This window comes from Corynebacterium sp. UMB8791 (assembly GCF_054166365.1).
This window is the reverse complement of sequence record NZ_JBSZCG010000103.1, coordinates 78,511-94,669: the sequence shown is the minus strand read 5'-3', so window position 1 is coordinate 94,669 and position 16,159 is coordinate 78,511. Positions and strand designations below refer to the sequence as shown.

At 59.2% G+C, this 16,159-nt stretch carries 13 protein-coding genes; 1 reads left to right on the top strand and 12 read right to left on the bottom strand.

Annotation, left to right across the window (positions count from 1 at the left end; all coding sequences use genetic code 11):
• Positions 1-27: 27 nt before the first annotated feature.
• The 7 genes from ACXIUA_RS03255 to ACXIUA_RS03225 form a co-directional block, all read right to left on the bottom strand.
• A complete protein-coding gene (locus ACXIUA_RS03255; RefSeq protein ID WP_256006263.1) occupies positions 28-1,203 on the bottom strand; it encodes an ABC transporter substrate-binding protein in 1,176 nt (391 codons plus the stop codon).
• 157 nt (positions 1,204-1,360) lie between these two features.
• The gene (locus tag ACXIUA_RS03250; protein ID WP_457976104.1) at positions 1,361-2,545 is read right to left on the bottom strand and encodes an acetylornithine transaminase; all 1,185 of its coding nucleotides are present in this window, start codon (positions 2,543-2,545) and stop codon (positions 1,361-1,363) included.
• Positions 2,542-3,477, bottom strand: a complete 936-nt coding sequence (gene argB / locus ACXIUA_RS03245) for an acetylglutamate kinase (protein WP_457976103.1) — start codon at positions 3,475-3,477, stop codon at positions 2,542-2,544. Before argB ends, ACXIUA_RS03250 begins: the two co-directional genes overlap by 4 nt.
• An 8-nt stretch (positions 3,478-3,485) precedes the next feature.
• Entirely contained in the window at positions 3,486-4,646 is a 1,161-nt protein-coding gene (argJ, locus tag ACXIUA_RS03240; RefSeq protein WP_457976102.1) for a bifunctional glutamate N-acetyltransferase/amino-acid acetyltransferase ArgJ, read from the bottom strand.
• 60 nt (positions 4,647-4,706) lie between these two features.
• Positions 4,707-5,762 carry an N-acetyl-gamma-glutamyl-phosphate reductase gene (gene argC / locus ACXIUA_RS03235; protein ID WP_256006259.1) on the bottom strand — a complete coding sequence of 352 codons (1,056 nt, stop codon included), beginning with the start codon at positions 5,760-5,762 and terminating at the stop codon, positions 4,707-4,709.
• 152 nt (positions 5,763-5,914) lie between these two features.
• Positions 5,915-7,261, bottom strand: coding sequence for an NADP-specific glutamate dehydrogenase (gene gdhA, locus ACXIUA_RS03230; protein ID WP_457976101.1), 1,347 nt, complete (start codon positions 7,259-7,261; stop codon positions 5,915-5,917).
• Positions 7,262-7,396: 135 nt separating this feature from the next.
• Positions 7,397-8,026, bottom strand: coding sequence for a LysE family translocator (locus ACXIUA_RS03225; protein ID WP_457976100.1), 630 nt, complete (start codon positions 8,024-8,026; stop codon positions 7,397-7,399).
• 182 nt (positions 8,027-8,208) lie between these two features.
• On the opposite strand from ACXIUA_RS03225, the gene ACXIUA_RS03220 reads away from it, so the two are divergent.
• Positions 8,209-8,952, top strand: a complete 744-nt coding sequence (locus ACXIUA_RS03220; RefSeq protein ID WP_457976099.1) for a hypothetical protein — start codon at positions 8,209-8,211, stop codon at positions 8,950-8,952.
• Between the two features lie 850 nt (positions 8,953-9,802).
• Here ACXIUA_RS03220 and ACXIUA_RS03215 read toward each other — a convergent pair.
• The 5 genes from ACXIUA_RS03215 to ACXIUA_RS03195 form a co-directional block, all read right to left on the bottom strand.
• Entirely contained in the window at positions 9,803-12,652 is a 2,850-nt protein-coding gene (locus tag ACXIUA_RS03215; protein ID WP_457976098.1) for a DNA methyltransferase, read from the bottom strand.
• Between the two features lie 187 nt (positions 12,653-12,839).
• Positions 12,840-13,004, bottom strand: coding sequence for a hypothetical protein (locus tag ACXIUA_RS03210; RefSeq protein WP_168161596.1), 165 nt, complete (start codon positions 13,002-13,004; stop codon positions 12,840-12,842).
• Between the two features lie 188 nt (positions 13,005-13,192).
• On the bottom strand, positions 13,193-14,722 hold the full coding sequence (locus tag ACXIUA_RS03205) for an LGFP repeat-containing protein (RefSeq protein ID WP_083290767.1): 1,530 nt from the start codon (positions 14,720-14,722) through the stop codon (positions 13,193-13,195).
• A 280-nt stretch (positions 14,723-15,002) separates the two neighbouring features.
• A complete protein-coding gene (locus ACXIUA_RS03200; protein WP_070476921.1) occupies positions 15,003-15,500 on the bottom strand; it encodes a hypothetical protein in 498 nt (165 codons plus the stop codon).
• 41 nt (positions 15,501-15,541) lie between these two features.
• Positions 15,542-15,988, bottom strand: a complete 447-nt coding sequence (locus ACXIUA_RS03195) for a hypothetical protein (protein WP_246814875.1) — start codon at positions 15,986-15,988, stop codon at positions 15,542-15,544.
• Positions 15,989-16,159: the final 171 nt, after the last annotated feature.

Genomic DNA, 16,159 nt, shown 5'->3' with positions numbered 1-16,159 from the left:
CCTTTCGGGAGGCTTTTTGTTCTTGCCTTACTCATACTTGATGAACCAGGTTCCCTCGTATGGGATCGGCATGTACTTATCGAAGTACTCCTTGATCAGCGCTTCCGGATCCAGGTCCGCGAACTCCTCCGGGTGGAAGAGCTTGGCAAGCTGCGCGTAGGAGTAGAAGTCCAGCATTTCGCGGGTCATAGGGTGACCAATCGCGTACAGCTCGTTGTTCTGGATTGCCTTGAGCTTGTCCCAGCCCTCGCGCTGGCGGAACGGCTCCATCGAGGCCAGCGCCTCCTCATTGGAGACAGAGAAGCCCATCTTGACCGAGTCCGGCTGGTTCGCCCACAGGGAACCCGAGAGCACGATTTTGTCCGGGTTGCTGACCAAGACCTGTTCGGCGGAGAGCGCCTCGGCGTCGTCCGCAGCCATAAAGTGCGTCGCAATGTTGTCCGCGCCGACGGCGTCCAGGATGGCGCCCCACATGATGCCGGCGCCGTAGGTGTTGCCGAATTCGGTCGGGCCGTTCGAGGTCGTCTCAAAGTAGACCGACGTGGTGTGGTCCAGCTTCGAAGCGCGCTCCTCGATGTCGCCGACGACGTCCTCGTAGAACTTCGTGATCTCGTCGACGTTCTTCGTCAGCCCAGTGGCTTCAGCGATGATCTTGGTGGACTGAATATGGTTTTCCAGCTTTTGGCTGTGGTAATCGATGTAGATTACCGGGATGCCAGTCTGTTCAGCGATGACATCCATCTTTGCTTTCTGGCGAACCGGAGCAATGACTCCGTCGACACCCATCGTCAAAAGTTGTTCGGCGGAGATCTGATCCTTCGTCGCATCACCAATCTTCGGGATATCAGCAAGCTCCGGGTTCGCCTCAAGCAAAAGGTCCCACAGGTCCTGTCGGTTGGACTCGAGGCCCTTATCCATCGCAGCGATCTTAGACGTGTAGTTGTCCCGGTCAAGGGCCGCCATCGTCAAAAGCGGCCCGCCAGAACCAGAAAGCTGAATGGCTGCGTGCTCGAGTGGCTTCTCCAGCTGAATCGTGTTCCCGGTGATGTCCGTGATGGTCACTGCATGCGAGGCGTCTGCGGCAGTCTGGCTCGTTTCCGAGGCAGGCTCGTTGTCCGCAGGGCTGCTGCATCCAGTCACTGTCCACATCATCGCGGCACAGAGCACTACAGCTGGGAGGGATTTCTTCGCGGAGAAGGCCATGATTATCGACTTTCACTGTGGTTTGGTTGCACCGATTCCGAGCAAGGAATGTGAAGGCGCAAGGGTGGATGGCTCCACCCCACTAGCAAATGTTCAATTAATGAATTGAACAATCAAATTACAGCACATGTGAAAGCGATACGTCAAGCCTGTCAAATTATTGTGAGACCTCTTCTGAGGCCTCCGCAATCGCGGCCGCGAGGCGCCGGGCCGCCTGTGCGATCTCCTCGTCGCTGATCACCAGCGGCGGCGTCAGGCGGATCACGTCATCCGCCGGCGCGTTGAGGATCACGCCGTGCTCAAGGCCAAGCTTGACGACGCGCTTCGCCACCGGCTGCTCCAAGACCACGCCGAGCATGAGCCCACGCCCGCGGACTTCCTTCACACCCGGGATCTTCGAGGCGGCGTCGTAAAGCACCTGGCCTTTGCGACGCACCTCCGCGAGGAAGGCGTCGTCGATGGTGGCCAGCACTGCCGTGGCCGCCGCGCACGAGACTGGGTTGCCGCCGAACGTGGTGCCGTGACTGCCCGGAGTGAAGAGCTTCGCCGCCTCGCCGCGAGCGATCGTCGCGCCGATCGGCAGGCCGCCGCCGAGGCCCTTGGCCATAGTGATCACGTCCGGGAGCACGCCCTCGTGTTGGAAGGCGAAGAAGTCGCCGGTGCGGCCGACGCCAGTCTGCACCTCGTCGGCGATAAAGAGGATGCCGTGCTTGTCGCACAGCTCGCGGACCTGGGTGAGGAAGCCTTCCGGGGCGGGGATGACTCCGGTCTCGCCCTGGATGGGCTCCAGGATGATGGCCGCGGTGTCGGAGGGGTTCTGCTCCACGAGTGCGGTGAGCGCCTCGATGTCGCCGTAGGGGTAGAACTCCACGCCGACGGGCAGCGGCTCGAAGGGCTTTTGCTTGTCGGGCTGGCCGGTCATGGCGAGCGCGCCCATGGTGCGGCCGTGGAAGCCGTGCTGCGCTGCGAGGATGCGGCGGCGTCCGGTCAGCCGCGCGAGTTTGAAGGCGGCCTCGTTGGCCTCGGTGCCGGAGTTACCGAAGTAGACGCGGGCGGTGTCATCACCGACGTGCTCGCGGAGTGCCTCGGCGACCTTGACCACGGGTGCGGAGCCGAACAGGTTCGAGACGTGGCCGAGCGTCGATAGCTGGTTGGTGACCGCCTCGACCACTGCCGGATGCGCATGGCCGAGCGCGTTGACCGCGATGCCGGCGAGCATGTCGATGTACTGCTTGCCATCCACGTCGGTCACGGTGGAGCCGGAACCTTCGACGAGTTCGACTGGCGGAACCGGGTAGTTATCTAGAAGCGCGCCCGCCCAACGCTGTGTGAAGTCCTTCATGCGTCATCCTTTCTAAAAATGGTGCCGTCCGGGTACTGGGAACGGTCGTAATCATCTGGCAGAACCATGGTGCCCACCCCGCCCATCGTGAGCAGCTCAAGAAGTACGGAGTGTGCGACGCGCCCGTCGATGACGTGGGCGGCTTTCACCCCACCCTGCACTGCGGTCAGGCACGCCTCCATCTTGGGGATCATCCCCGAGTCCAATGCTGGCAGCATCTGCTCGAGATCCCCGGCCTCGATCTTAGACAGCAGCGAATCCCTATTCGGCCAGTCTGTGTAGAGGCCCTCCACGTTGGTGAGCACCACGAGGCGCTCCGCGCCGATCGCCGCGGCGAGTGCGCCCGCTGCCTCGTCGGCGTTGATGTTGTACACCTCGCCGTTCTCGCCCGGCGCGATGCCGGAGACCACCGGGATGCGGCCGGCCTCGATGATGTCCATGACGGCGGCGGGGTTCACATCGGTGATCGTGCCGACGAGCCCGATGTCGCGGGTTTCGCCGTCGACGTCGACGGTGCGGCGCTTCGCGGTGAACAGGCCGGCGTCCTCGCCGGAGGTGCCCACCGCGTAGGGCCCGTGGGAGTTGATCTTGCCCAGCAGGTCGCGCCCGACCTGGCCAAAGAGCACCATGCGCACCACGTCAAGGATCTCGGGGGTGGTGACGCGGAACCCGCCGACGAACTCGCCGCCGTCGAGGCCGAGGCGGGAGAGCATCGCGCTGATCTGTGGGCCGCCACCGTGGACGACGACGGGCTTCGCGCCGACGGTGCGCAGGAACACCATGTCGGCGGCGAACGCGGCCTTGAGGTCTTCGTCGATCATGGCGTTGCCGCCGTACTTGACCACGACGATTTTGTCGCGGTAGTGCTGCAGCCACGGCAGTGCCTCTGCCAGGACGGTTGCCCGCTGCTCGCTGCTGAGATTCGCTAACACGGTGCCTCCTAGCTGCTGTATGCGGAGTTGATTTCGACGTAGGCGTGCGACAGGTCGGTGGTGCGCACGGTGGCGCTGCCCTGCCCACCGGTGCCGAGGTTGACGACGACCTCGATGTCCGCACCGCTCAAGTCCACGTCGCGCGCGCCCGGCGCGCCCGCCGACTGCTCGCATACGGTCTGCCCGTTGAAGGTGACGGAGATGTTCTCGGCGTCCATCTCGGCGTCCGCCATGCCGACGGCGGCGAGCACGCGGCCCCAGTTCGGGTCGGAGCCGAACATCGCGGTCTTGACCAGATTGTCGCGCCCGATTGTCCGGGCTGCGTTGAGCGCCTGGGCATCGTCGGCCGCACCTTCGACGGTGATGGCCACGCGCTTGGTCACGCCTTCGGCGTCGGACTGCATCATGGCGGCGAGCTGCGAGCAGGCGTCCTGCATCGCGGCGTCGAGGTCTTCATGCGTCGGGGTGACGCCGCTTGCGCCGCTGGCCATGGCGATGACGGTGTCGTTGGTGGAGGTGGAGCCGTCGATATCGAGGGTGTTGAAGGTGGTGGCGACGGCGCGGTCGAGCGCAGCTTGCAGCGCTTGGCTGTCGACGTCCGCGTCCGTGGTGATGCACACGAGCATGGTGGCAAGCGACGGCGCCATCATGCCAGCGCCCTTGCCCATTCCGCCGAGCGTCCACCCGTCACCATTGACGACGACCTCCTTCGCCACCGTATCCGTGGTCTTGATGGCGACGGCGGCGTCCGCGCCATGGTCGCCGAGCTGTTTCACAACGACCCCGATGCCGTGCTCTATCTTGTCCATCGGCAGCAGGTCACCAATGATGCCGGTGGAGCACACCGCGATCTGCGAGGCGTCCACCCCGATACCCTCGGCGGTCAGCTGCTGCATCGCCTTGGCGTCCTCGACGCCCTGCGCGCCGGTGCAGGCGTTGGCGTTGCCAGAGTTAAACACGACGGCGGACAGCGCGCCGCCCCTGATTACTTCGCGGCTGACCTTGACCGGAGCCGCGAAGACCTTGTTGCGGGTAAACACGGCTGCAGCCGCGTTCTTTGGCCCTTCGTTGACCACGACGGCCATATCCGGCTTGCCGGATGCTTTGATGCCGGCCCAGGTTGCTGCGGCGCTGAATCCCTTGGGGGCGGTAACACCAGTAGTGCTCATGATGAAAATGTCCTTTACAGTCCGTTATGAGAAGAAGTAGAGATGGAGTGAGGCTGGCGGTTACGGAGCCACCCCGGCTCGCGAGAGCCCCGCGGTCTCTTCGAGCCCGAGCGCGAGGTTCATGCACTGCACGGCACCGCCGCCGGTGCCTTTGGTGAGGTTGTCGATGGCGCTGGTGACCACCAGTTTCTTGGCCGATTCGTCGACTTCTACCTGCACGTGGCACATGTTTGAGCCGACCACGTGCTGCGTCTGTGGCTGCTGCCCTGCCGGAAGTAGGGTGACGAAGGCTTCGCCCGCGTAGGCGGATTCGTACGCCGCGCGGACAGCGGCAGCATCCACGCCCTGGGCAAGCGACGCCACCACGGTGGTGAGGATGCCGCGCGGCAGCGGTGCGAGCACCGGCGTGAAGCTGATGCCGACCGGAGACTGCGCTACTTCCTGCAAGTTCTGATGGATCTCCGGGGTGTGCCGGTGGGTGCCGCCAGCGCTGTAGGCCTTCAGCGAGCCCATCGTTTCCGCGCCCAGCATGGCAACGCTCGCCTTCTTACCTGCGCCGGACACGCCGGTGACGGAGACGATAGTCAGGTCCGGCTCGACCAGGCCGGATGCCACCGCGGGCCACGCCGCGAGCGTAGCGCCCGTCGGGAAGCAGCCGGGCACCGCGATCCGCGTGGCTGCCGCGATCTGCTCGCGGTGGCCGGGCAGCTCCGGCAGGCCGTACGGCCAGGACCCGGCGTGTTCGGAGCCGTAGTAGTGCTGCCAGGCATCGGCGCTGCGCAGGCGGAAGTCCGCAGCACAGTCGATGACCGTGACTTCTGGCGGCAGCGCCGCGCCGATCTTCGCGGAGTGCCCGTGTGGCAAGCCGAGGAAGACGACGTCGTGGCCCGCGAGCACCTCTACCGTGGTGGGTTCGATGACGCGGTCGGCAAGCTCGGGCAGGTGCGGCATGAGCTCCCCGACCGAGGCTCCCGCGTTGGAGGCCCCGGTGAGCGCACCGATCTCGAGCTCGCCCGCGAGGTATGCCGGGTGGCCGAGTAGCAGGCGGAGGATCTCACCGCCGGCGTACCCGGTAGCGCCCGCGACTGCTACGTTCAACACTTTTTGCTCTGACATACACGGCAGCGTAACAGATATACGGCGCCCTGTATGTTATTCAGGAAAATTTCTTTCCTCCTACCCCGGAAACACGTCTGCCCACTACCGAAACGAAATCGGCAGTGGGCAGTGAACGCGTATTTTATGCCATTAGGGCATAATCATGCAGGTTAGATAACACCCTGCGCCAGCATCGCGTCAGCGACCTTTTTGAAGCCCGCGATGTTCGCGCCGGCAACGTAGTCGCCCTCCATGTCGTACTCCTTGGCGGTCGAATCGACCGTCTTGAAGATGTTCGACATAATCTCGTGCAGGCGCTGGTCGGTGTATTCGAAAGACCAGGAGTCGCGCGAGGCGTTCTGCTGCATCTCCAGCGCGGAGGTGGCCACGCCACCTGCGTTGGCGGCCTTGCCCGGCGCGAACGCGATCCCCTTCTGCTGGAAGTAGTGGGCAGCCGCTGGGGTGCACGGCATGTTGGCACCCTCGGCGACGTAGCGGACACCGTTGTCCACGAGGAGTTTGGCGTCGTCACCATCGAGCTCGTTCTGGGTGGCACACGGCAGGGCAACATCCGCCTGGACCTCCCACACGTTGCCATCCCGGTGAAATTCGACGCCCTCGCCGGCCTCAGCCGCGTAGGTGGAGATGCGCCCGCGGCGCACTTCCTTGACGTCCTTGAGCAGTTCGATGTCCACGCCGTTCGGGGTGGTGACGTAGCCGGAGGAGTCCGACATGGCCACAACCACGCCGCCGAGCTGCTGCACCTTCTCCGCAGCGTAGATAGCCACGTTGCCGGAGCCGGACACGATAACCTTGGAGCCCTCGAAGGTCTCGCCGTGCGTCTGCATCATCTCGGAGGTGAGGTAGACCAGGCCATAGCCGGTTGCCTCGGTGCGCACGAGGGAGCCGCCCCACTTCAGGCCTTTGCCAGTGATCACGCCGGACTCGTGGCTGTTTTCCAGGCGGCGGTACTGGCCAAAGAGGTAGCCGATCTCGCGGGCGCCAACGCCGATGTCACCGGCTGGCACGTCGCGGTATTCGCCGATGTGGGTGTGCAGCTCCGTCATGAAGGACTGGCAGAACCGCATGATCTCGGCGTCGGACTTGCCTTTCGGGTCAAAGTCGGAGCCGCCTTTCGCACCGCCGATTGGCAGACCGGTCAGGGAGTTCTTGAAGATCTGCTCAAAGCCCAGGAACTTGATGATGCCCAGGTTCACACTCGGGTGGAACCGCAGCCCGCCTTTGTATGGGCCGAGCGCGGAGTTGAACTGTACGCGGAAGCCGCGGTTGACCTGGATTTGCCCGTTGTCATCGACCCATGGGACGCGGTACACAAGTTGGCGCTCTGGCTCGCAGAGGCGCTCGATGAGTCCGTAGTCAGCGTAGTGAGGATCCTTGTTGAGGACGATCTTGAGGGAGTCAAGCACTTCCGCGAGCGCCTGGTGGAACTCTGGTTCCCCCGCGTTCCTCATCTGCAATTTGCCGTAATAGTCTGAGATCTGTTGATCGATAGACATGTGAATCCTTTCTTCGTAGCGCCCCTTCCGTGGCGAGCACTTCATTGGCTGGACCCCTGTTAGTTTTCCCTCATTGCAAAAGCGTCGCAGGAAAAAATCCACCGAATTTTTGCGACATAAGTCACATTTTCTGCGCTATTTCGCCAGCATTTCCACGAAGTAGAACAGCCCAATGCCCAGGAAGATGATCCCCGGCAGGTACTGCAGCCCCGGGATGTTGCGCAGCTGCGTTTTCGCCGCCACTTGAATCAGCACCGACATCGCGCTAAACACCATAAGCGTCACCCCCAGCAATAGCCCCAGCATGCTGAGCTTTTCCGCCAGCCCATCGTAGTGGCTCATCAACGGGGTGAAGAAGGAGGTGAAGAACACCAGCGCCTTTGGGTTCGAGATGTTGGTGACGTATCCCAGCCGCACCGAGGCACCCGCCGTGCGCGCAGCCACGCTCGCCACTTCTTGCTCTTCAGTACTTTTCGACGCCCCCTTCGCCCGCCTCACGCTCCCCCACAGACCAAACGCGCCGAGCAGCATCAGCGCCACTGACCCCGCCAGCGGCAGTACCACCGACAGCGCGGGCACGACGTGCAGGATCGCCTCAATCCCGAGCAGCGCGAGTATCGACCACGTTGCCACTCCAAGCATCGCCCCGAGCGCAGTCCAAAACCCCGCCCGCTGCCCGTAGCGTGACGTCTGCGTGCCGATCGCCACAATGTCTGGCCCCGGAATCGCCATCACCGTTGCCCAGGTGAGCACGTCTACGAGCACGGGCGAACCTCCTACGCATCGGGCCAAAGTTTTCAGTAGGTGCCAGGATATGCGCTATCCGCGACATCCGGGTGTGATTCGCAGGACGAACATATCTGCGACTGAGCGCGTGCTGGCTCAGTGCCATGTCGGACCCGTTCGGTACATTGCAGCGACACCGACAACATCGAAGGAGTCCAATCATGACAACGCCCACAGTGCGGTTCCACGGCTACCCGAAACGTCCCGTCCCCGATATTTTCGGCGGCTCCGACTGGGACGTGCCCATGACCGACCGCGATAGCGACTCAATCTTTTTCCTCGTGGAGTACCTGAAAATCACCGACCCCGAGAACGCGAACGAGCCGACGGCCTACCAACTACTCCGCGAGCTCAGCGACGAACACCGCGCAATGGAGCAGGGACTATTTCACCGACTGCGCGAGACACCAGGCATCCCGAAGGAGAAGGACCAGGCGTTTTACCGGGTGATGTTCCAGTTCCGCCAGTACCAAGCCGGGCAGCTCGTGGCCAAAGCCCTGGAGGCCACGGACGGGAACCCGTACAAGGTGGTCGGGATGATGCGCTACCACCACCCATCTATAGAATGCGCCTGGGTTGTCGACGCCGTCATGAAAACCACCGTGGAGGAAGCTCTGAAGATGCTCGGGAGGGACCACAGTCCGCAGGCCGTCGAGGAACTCTGGTTGGAGCTCAACGAGGAGGCGGACCTGATCGCGAAAACGAAGCGGGTGCTACGCCTGGCCGGGTGGGCGAAGGACATCGCCAACATCCCGCGCAGCAGCGAGGTGATGAAACAGATCTTCCTACAGGACCAGCGCGAAGCCGCCTGGACCGTGATTGACCAGCACCTAACAGAACCAATCAACGCCCTCATGGACCAGCAGGAAGAGGAAGACCCCTGGGCGGTGGACTGGGACAGCTAGGCCTTGTCCCCCGCTTGCCCGCTGGTCATCTTCGCGTAGTTAGTGAAGGGCATACTCCCTGACGCTGGCGTTCGTTCACAGGTGGCAAATAACGACCCAACGCCTACATGCACCTGGGTGATCCGCTACCGGATACTCACCACGCTGCTATCATTTCAGTCTTCTGAACACCTGCAGCTGCGCTGTCATCGATGTGCATGCCCGCTGGCCAGGCAGCCCAATCCGCTGCTCGTGGCCCGCCCAATCCTTCGGCATCGAGTATGCCGCCACAGATAATGAAAGGCCCCGGTCATTTGTGCATTTTCCTCATGGGAAAGAGGCTTGACCGGGGATCTATCGCAGCCCACCCTACCGGCCCTATTCCAACAAATGCAAAGCTACTGCAGTCGGGGTGTCCGCTTCGAAGCCCCAGTTTAAGCGTGAGAAAAGGGTGGCTGGACGCGGTTAGCTACACACAAAATGTCCCTTAATCCAATTCTTTGCGATTCAAAATCAAGTCGCGTCCCCATTTGATTTGTTATGCAAAAGCCCCCCTCGCATTTGAGCTTGCAACGCATAGGCTTGGAGGGGGTATCTCTTGATTCGGACTATATACAACTCCAAAGCTTTAGAGCAATTTTCTACCCTAGCCATTCTCGGGACGAGGTCATACGAAATCATCCGTCGGCAAAACCGACCTGGCCCGAGCATTACTTAACGTTGCAGCATTCGCGATTCTCCATTCCAGGAGCACACCGACCGTAGTCGTTTGCTTGGCACGACTATGTTCGACAAAGGAAATAGACTACCGCTCGAACAAGGTCGGTTGGACCGTTCGCATTTTTCGATTGCTCCTTCCTCATCCAGTCGCTTATTTGGTCATCTTCGCGTAGTTAGCGAAGAGCAACTCTTGGCGTTGACGCTCGTTCGCAAGTTTGCGAGGTGCCCCAAATGCCTTGTCGACTTCCTTATCCAACGCGTCGTGCGCCTTGAGCAGCGCCGGGTCCATCGCGAGCGGGTTGTAGTGTTCCGCCAGCGAACGCTCCGGGTGCAATTCACGGGCGGCCAGCACTTTCTTGCCCGCGTCGATGATCCGCTGGCGCGTCTTCTCATCCAGCTCGGGGACGGGGAACGTGTTCCAGGTCAGCGTAGAGCCAAAGCTTGGATCAGATTTCATTCGTCCGCCTACGGCACGCTGCCACGTCATAAACATTGATGATGAAATCAAACCGAACAATAGACCAGATGGATCCACCGCTGTGTACACCTTGTCGCCTGCAATGGTTGTCGGCTCTAAATAGTCAACTGTGTAATATTTTCTAGAGTCGGTCACGACACGAGGGATTCCGACGTACCGTACCAATGGGCGATTGGAATTCGGTCGCATCAAATGAGGAATATCCTTCAACTTAAAAGCATCGCTCGATTCCGATCCTCGTTGCCGAAACTGTTTACAAGCTTCCACTCGGTGCTTCAGCAAGGGCGATTTTGCAATATCCGTGGGTTCGAAGTCATCGTCTGCCATCCACAGACACCAACGATCAAGGCCTCGCACCAGTTCTCTTCCCATACGGAAAGGCCGCAAATACTTTGCAGCGATTGGATCAGCCTTGACTTCGTCATACTCATCTACTTCGACTAAAAGATGACCATCGTCAGTTGGTTGGGTTCCCTTTGAAGCTTTCGGCAAAAAATCAGCCAACGGTTTCGACCGTTTCTTGACAAGTACATTAGGACCATCAATCAAATACGCATTGATCCCATGAACAACTGCTTGCTCCACCGCGTCGCCTTTAATGTCTGGATAGTCCCACAGGCGCTGTTTCACGCCACGGTCACGGGTGAACCCGACGATGACACAGTGCACGGCTGCTTTGCCTGGCGCTTCGGAGTCCCATGCGAACGTTCGGTGCGCGAACTTGATCCGCCACCCATCCCGAATCAGCGGTCCGAATAATGCTGGAACGGGCTGTCCTTGGGTGATCGAGTTGGTGGTGACGTATGCGAACTCACCCTGACGCTCTGCGAGCAATGTTTTAGCTTGGGCGTGCCAGCCGGTGACGTAGTCCAGGTAGCCGTCGTAGTCTTTGCCCCACACGCGTTTCATGTCGGCGGTCTGTTCTTTAGTCTTTGTCCACTGCCCGATAAATGGTGGGTTGCCGAACACATATGTTCGCCCTGCGGTTTCCGGTAGGACGTTGCGCCAGTCCACGGCGAGCGCGTTACCGTGCGTGATGTGTGCGGTGATGCTGATCGGCAGACGTTCCGGTGCGAGTCCTACTCGGTCGGCGAGTTCACGGTTCGCCTGGTGGTCTACGAGAAACATTGCGGTCTCGGCGATGCGGGCTGGCCACCAGTTCAGCTCGATGCCGTAGAACTGTCCGATGGAAAGCTTCTGCTCCCACGTGATATCCAGCGACATCGCGGTGTTGCCTTCGCGTTCGCGGATCGCGACGATGACGTCGGTCTCAATCTTGCGCAGCTCACGGTAGGCGACGATGAGGAAGTTTCCGGAGCCACAGGCGGGGTCCATGAATACGTGTGTGGCGAGGCTATCGCGGAATTCGCGGAGCTTTTTCACACTGGTCGATTTCGAGTTGATGAGACGGTCGGCTTCTTCGCGGAGCTCGTCGAGAAATAGCGGGCCGAGCGTCTTCAGGATGTTCTTCTCGGACGTGTAGTGCTCGCCGTCGTCGCGACGCGCCTCCTTCGACTTCACAAGTTGGAAGAGTGAGCCGAAGATTGCCGGGGAGATGTTGGTCCACTGGAAACGGCAGGCGACCAGGATTGCGTCGCGCATCTCCGGGGTGAAAAACTGCGTCGGCATCATAGTTTCAAACAGGGCGCCATTGACGTACGGGAATGCCGCCATCGAATCGGGGACGCGTCGGCGGCGCTCCTCCGGGGTGTTGAGGACCTCGAACAGACCAGCAAGCTGTGTGCCGAGGTTCTCACTGTTGGTGTGCTCAAGAATGAAACGATAAAACAGGTCCTGCTCCCACAGCCCGGCATCATCGCCGAACAGCAGGAACAACAGCCGCGTGAGGAACATGGACGTTTCCTGCACCGCGAGCTCCTCATCCTGCATGTACGTAGGGGCTGCGTCGCCAACTTCTTCGTCCACCTCGTCACCGACCATCGCGGTAAACAGGTTCGCCATGATCTTCGACGCCGCGATCGAAGCCTGGGTCTGTTCAACATGCGTGAGCTTATCCTCGTAGCCCGCCAGGAACTTGAGTTCGTCGACGTGATCCGTGATCTCCTCGAGTGGAAACTCAATGTTGAACCGCGTTTCTGGATCACCCAGGCGCATCAGCCTGATGCGGTAGAAGTCTGTGGCAATGATGTAGCGGGGTTGTTCGGCGTCGTTGACAGTACCGCCGAGGAGGTAGTCGCGGGCTTGGTCGATCGCTACCTGCAGGTCGACGCCCGGTTTCTTCGCCTCGCCGATAACCACGCCCGGCCAGAAGAGGTCAATGTAGCCGCGCTGCCCACTCGACGCTCGCTTCGCGTCCTGTTCGAACAAGTCCATGCGGGAGGCGGTAATGCCGAAGCATGCGAGGAGCTCTGCCCAATATGACTGCGCGTACTTGCGTTCCAGTGCGCCCTCGTCGAGCGAGCGCCACCCGTCGAGGCGTTCGTTCCAACGGTGTTTGAAGCCGTCGAGGTTACGGCGCATGGTGGCGCGGTCAAGGCGCGGAGCAGTTGTCACAGAACTCATACGGGTAGCTTAACGGAGGCGCTCGACATGCGAGCGGGCGATCGTCGATAAGCCTGGGGCCTCCACCCAAGAGAACTTCTTCTTTGGGGAGCCGACGCCTGCTGCCGCAGCGAGTTCACCCAACCATCTTCAACGCCAGTGGTTTCAGGTGCCCCGCGCAACGATGATGACCGCACGTTTTGCTTAACTACTCCCGCTCTTCGCTGTTGTAGTACTCAATGATGCGCCCAAGGAAACTGATGATGACTGCGGTAATTAAATACCCGGTGACCACTACGCTAAAGAAGCCGTCACGCCTCCCACCGCCGAACCCGTCGTACATCAGAAAAACAGGTGCTAATAAAACCATCACCACTAAGAAACGGTATGCAGAAAGCACCTTTCGCTTCACTGAGAAGTGGACTAGGAGTAAGTGGACTACGAACCCAATTACCAAGATGCAAAAGGACACGAATAGCGCGATTGCTGCACCGAAACTGAGAACCGCAAAGACCATGTTTCTCTCCTAATTCTTCTTTTTTGGGGGTGACGAGACGACTTCTATTGTGTTCTATCTTCTGCTCCCTGTGTTATCTGAACGGGCTCTGGCTGACTATCGGTCGTGGTGTCGCTTGAGGTGTCGGTCTCATTTTCAAGGATTGTTGGAAATGAAGTGGGCATGCTACCACCTTGCAGTGCCGCTTCGATTTCCTCCGAGGATGTTCCTGCTGGGAAGAGCGGAACGCGGTCCATACCTTCGCTCAACTGGTAGTCTTTCGTGTCAACCACCTCAGCACCTGAAAGGGCAAAAGCTGAGTCCGAATTGGGAACATTCAACGTCCTAACAGAGGTTGTGTTCTTATCTGCGGTGATGTATGTAGCAGATGCAGTCGAAGTTCGCTTCCTTAGATTGTGTGCCAGGCGGGACCATGAATACCGAGCGATGGTTTCGGAGTTCAAAGGCCCGGCGAGCGATGCACTTGAAACTGGCCCCCATGCTTGTACTTGCAATCTGATAGTCGTAACCCCTGTGACGGTAGTCGGAACGAATCTAAAGTTAATCAACCTGCCGGCACCCTCGGGGTGCCCCTCCAGGGATTTAAGGGTGAAACCGTCTGGAGAAATGGCCTCTACTCGTACTGGGGCAACCACAGGTAATGCTGTGTCAAGGTCGCAAGTATCTCCTACGTGGAGGATGTCAGGACAGCCCGTGAAAGTGAAATATTGATTAAACCGAGTGGTCAACTCTCTATTGAGGGCCTGCGGGGTCCATTGCTCACTGATATTGAAAATATCGTAAATCTGGTTGTAGCTACCATATGCAGAGTCGTAGGTTGGTAGGGATGCGGGCCTAAAAGGAACCCATTGAAGGGCATGGCCTTGAAATTCTTGTTGAACTGCGCCGTCATTCAAATGCCGTTCCTCGGATACAGGAAAACCGAACCTACTCTTCTCCCACCCGTGTTTACCCCAGTAGTTTCTAATTTCGCCTAGCACTTTATGCGCGCCGGTGGACGGGCTCCAATAGACCGAGCCTCTTTGAAAGTGATTGAACTTTCCTTCTCCGCCAGGAGTGTCGATCTCGTCGGTCGTAGGAAAGCCAAGTGGGCCCATTTCCCAGTCGCTCAAACCCCATCGCTTTTTAATCTCGCCTTGAACATTATGCGCGCCGGTGGACGGGCTCCAATAGATCGATCCTCCTTGAAAATGGTTGAATCGCCCTCCTGGCTTCCGAGTGGGAAGTTCATCTGTGACGGGATAACCCAGATGCTCCCGTTCCCACCCCAATTCCGCCCATTTGTCCCTGATTGCCCCTCCAACTTGGTGGGCGGTTCCACCATCGATGTTGGGGTGCCAGTAAATGGAGGAATCGCGGGCAAAGACTTGAAAACGACCATTCCACGCCGACACGCTTTCGGGAGTCAAAGCATCCCCAAATGTGGGCCATCCGCCGAGGCGTTGATACGTTTCTTCAATTCGGCCGCCGATCCAATGCCCATGAAAGACATCGGCGCTAGCTGTGGCCACGCCTAAACTGCACGCGGCAAGAAACGCAGTGACGGGAGGGAGAATGCGGTTAATCAATTTCATTTTGCAACCTACTTAGGGAGGGGAAATCAACTTTCTCGTTAGAGTAGCTGATTCGACAATCCTGCGCAGGACTTTCGTGGCTTCGATATTGGGAGGGGTAAACTCGCTTTCGCACATGCAGCTGTGCTCCTGCGCTACCCCAGTAAAAGCACTGCAGATGGCGGAATCATTACGTGCTTCAACACCTCAACTCTGCGCCTTACAGTCCTCAACTCAAGTCAGTCCTTGCCCAAGCGAACCTTCATGCACGTTTGATGGCATGGACGTTTGGTGCGAGAATCTAGGCCCGAGCCTCCTCCGAGCGCGACCTCTCTTCCGCAAGTCGCCGTTCGACTTTCACGTTGGACGCATAGAAGGCCTCACTAAAAGCCAGGTCCCCGCCTTCCACAAGCTCTCGAGCAGACTCGGCGATAATGAGCATCGAGCCGTTCTCCGTCCGGACCCCGAGGCCAAACGAAAGGTAGAGCGCTGGCCTATCCACAAGCATGGGAACGAAATCCCAAACACCATCAACCTGGTCGATATACCAACAACCCAGCAGGTAGGTCACTGCTTTCTGACGCTCCTCTTCGCTGAGGCTCGAATCGCGGATCCGCTCCACTGAGCTCCGCGGGAAAGCGGTCCCACGGAGATTCGTGACATCCATATCCGGCGAGACGAGAGGAGGCTGCAAAGTCTGGTATTCGGCAAGCAGGGCGCGCGACTCTTCGTCAATCTTCTCCAGGCGCGACCCGTAGGAATCAGCAAGGAAATAACTGGAGTGTACGTCGGCGTTCATGAGGCTGCTCCTGTAGGTTTCATGCCGGTGTTGGTACCACTTTAATCACGCACCCATATTCGATTCGACCCATACGCAAAATCCAGCAAATCGCTCCACGTAGCAGGAACGAAATGTTTCGTATCAACTCTCATCCACGTGATACGATCCGGATCCTCAAAACTGAGTGTTTGAAGAAACAAATCACCAGCAATTTCGTACGCCCACAAATCATGGACATTCTCATACTCAACCGAATTTTCGTGAAACGTTCCCTCGGGTTGAAAGAGAGTTTCAAACCCCACGAAGGTGGTCCCAGTCGACGTTTCCACTTCCAAAACGAGATATAAAAATGTATCAATCCAAGCGGCAGCCCCATGAAACTTCGGCGAGGATACGGCACCTTCAACCCGAGAATCGCTTTCACTCAAAGCATCCTTATTGAGAATTTCGGCCAAATAGTTTGCAGCGGCCTTTAAATCGAATTGATGCTCTGGAGCTTTTGCCATTTCCATAAATCCAAAGTGGGAACTTCTGTAGGGTTTACACCCGTCCGTCACCAGATGCTAACACGTGCCTTACCGACTACGCGTCACCCAGCATGCGCCCAGCACAGTGGCCGAGAGAATTGATACCGGCATCGACAGTCAGTGGAGCCCCAGCTTAAGCGTGAGAAATGG

What these genes read in the sequence shown, in the direction of transcription:
- ACXIUA_RS03220 (WP_457976099.1), top strand. Translation starts at nt 8,209, where the DNA reads ATGACAACGCCCACAGTGCGGTTCCACGGCTACCCGAAACGTCCCGTC.
- ACXIUA_RS03215 (WP_457976098.1), bottom strand. Translation starts at nt 12,652, where the DNA reads ATGAGTTCTGTGACAACTGCTCCGCGCCTTGACCGCGCCACCATGCGC.
- ACXIUA_RS03205 (WP_083290767.1), bottom strand. Translation starts at nt 14,722, where the DNA reads ATGAAATTGATTAACCGCATTCTCCCTCCCGTCACTGCGTTTCTTGCC.
- argC (WP_256006259.1), bottom strand. Translation starts at nt 5,762, where the DNA reads ATGTCAGAGCAAAAAGTGTTGAACGTAGCAGTCGCGGGCGCTACCGGG.
- gdhA (WP_457976101.1), bottom strand. Translation starts at nt 7,261, where the DNA reads ATGTCTATCGATCAACAGATCTCAGACTATTACGGCAAATTGCAGATG.
- argJ (WP_457976102.1), bottom strand. Translation starts at nt 4,646, where the DNA reads ATGAGCACTACTGGTGTTACCGCCCCCAAGGGATTCAGCGCCGCAGCA.
- ACXIUA_RS03200 (WP_070476921.1), bottom strand. Translation starts at nt 15,500, where the DNA reads ATGAACGCCGACGTACACTCCAGTTATTTCCTTGCTGATTCCTACGGG.
- ACXIUA_RS03250 (WP_457976104.1), bottom strand. Translation starts at nt 2,545, where the DNA reads ATGAAGGACTTCACACAGCGTTGGGCGGGCGCGCTTCTAGATAACTAC.
- ACXIUA_RS03195 (WP_246814875.1), bottom strand. Translation starts at nt 15,988, where the DNA reads ATGGCAAAAGCTCCAGAGCATCAATTCGATTTAAAGGCCGCTGCAAAC.
- ACXIUA_RS03255 (WP_256006263.1), bottom strand. Translation starts at nt 1,203, where the DNA reads ATGGCCTTCTCCGCGAAGAAATCCCTCCCAGCTGTAGTGCTCTGTGCC.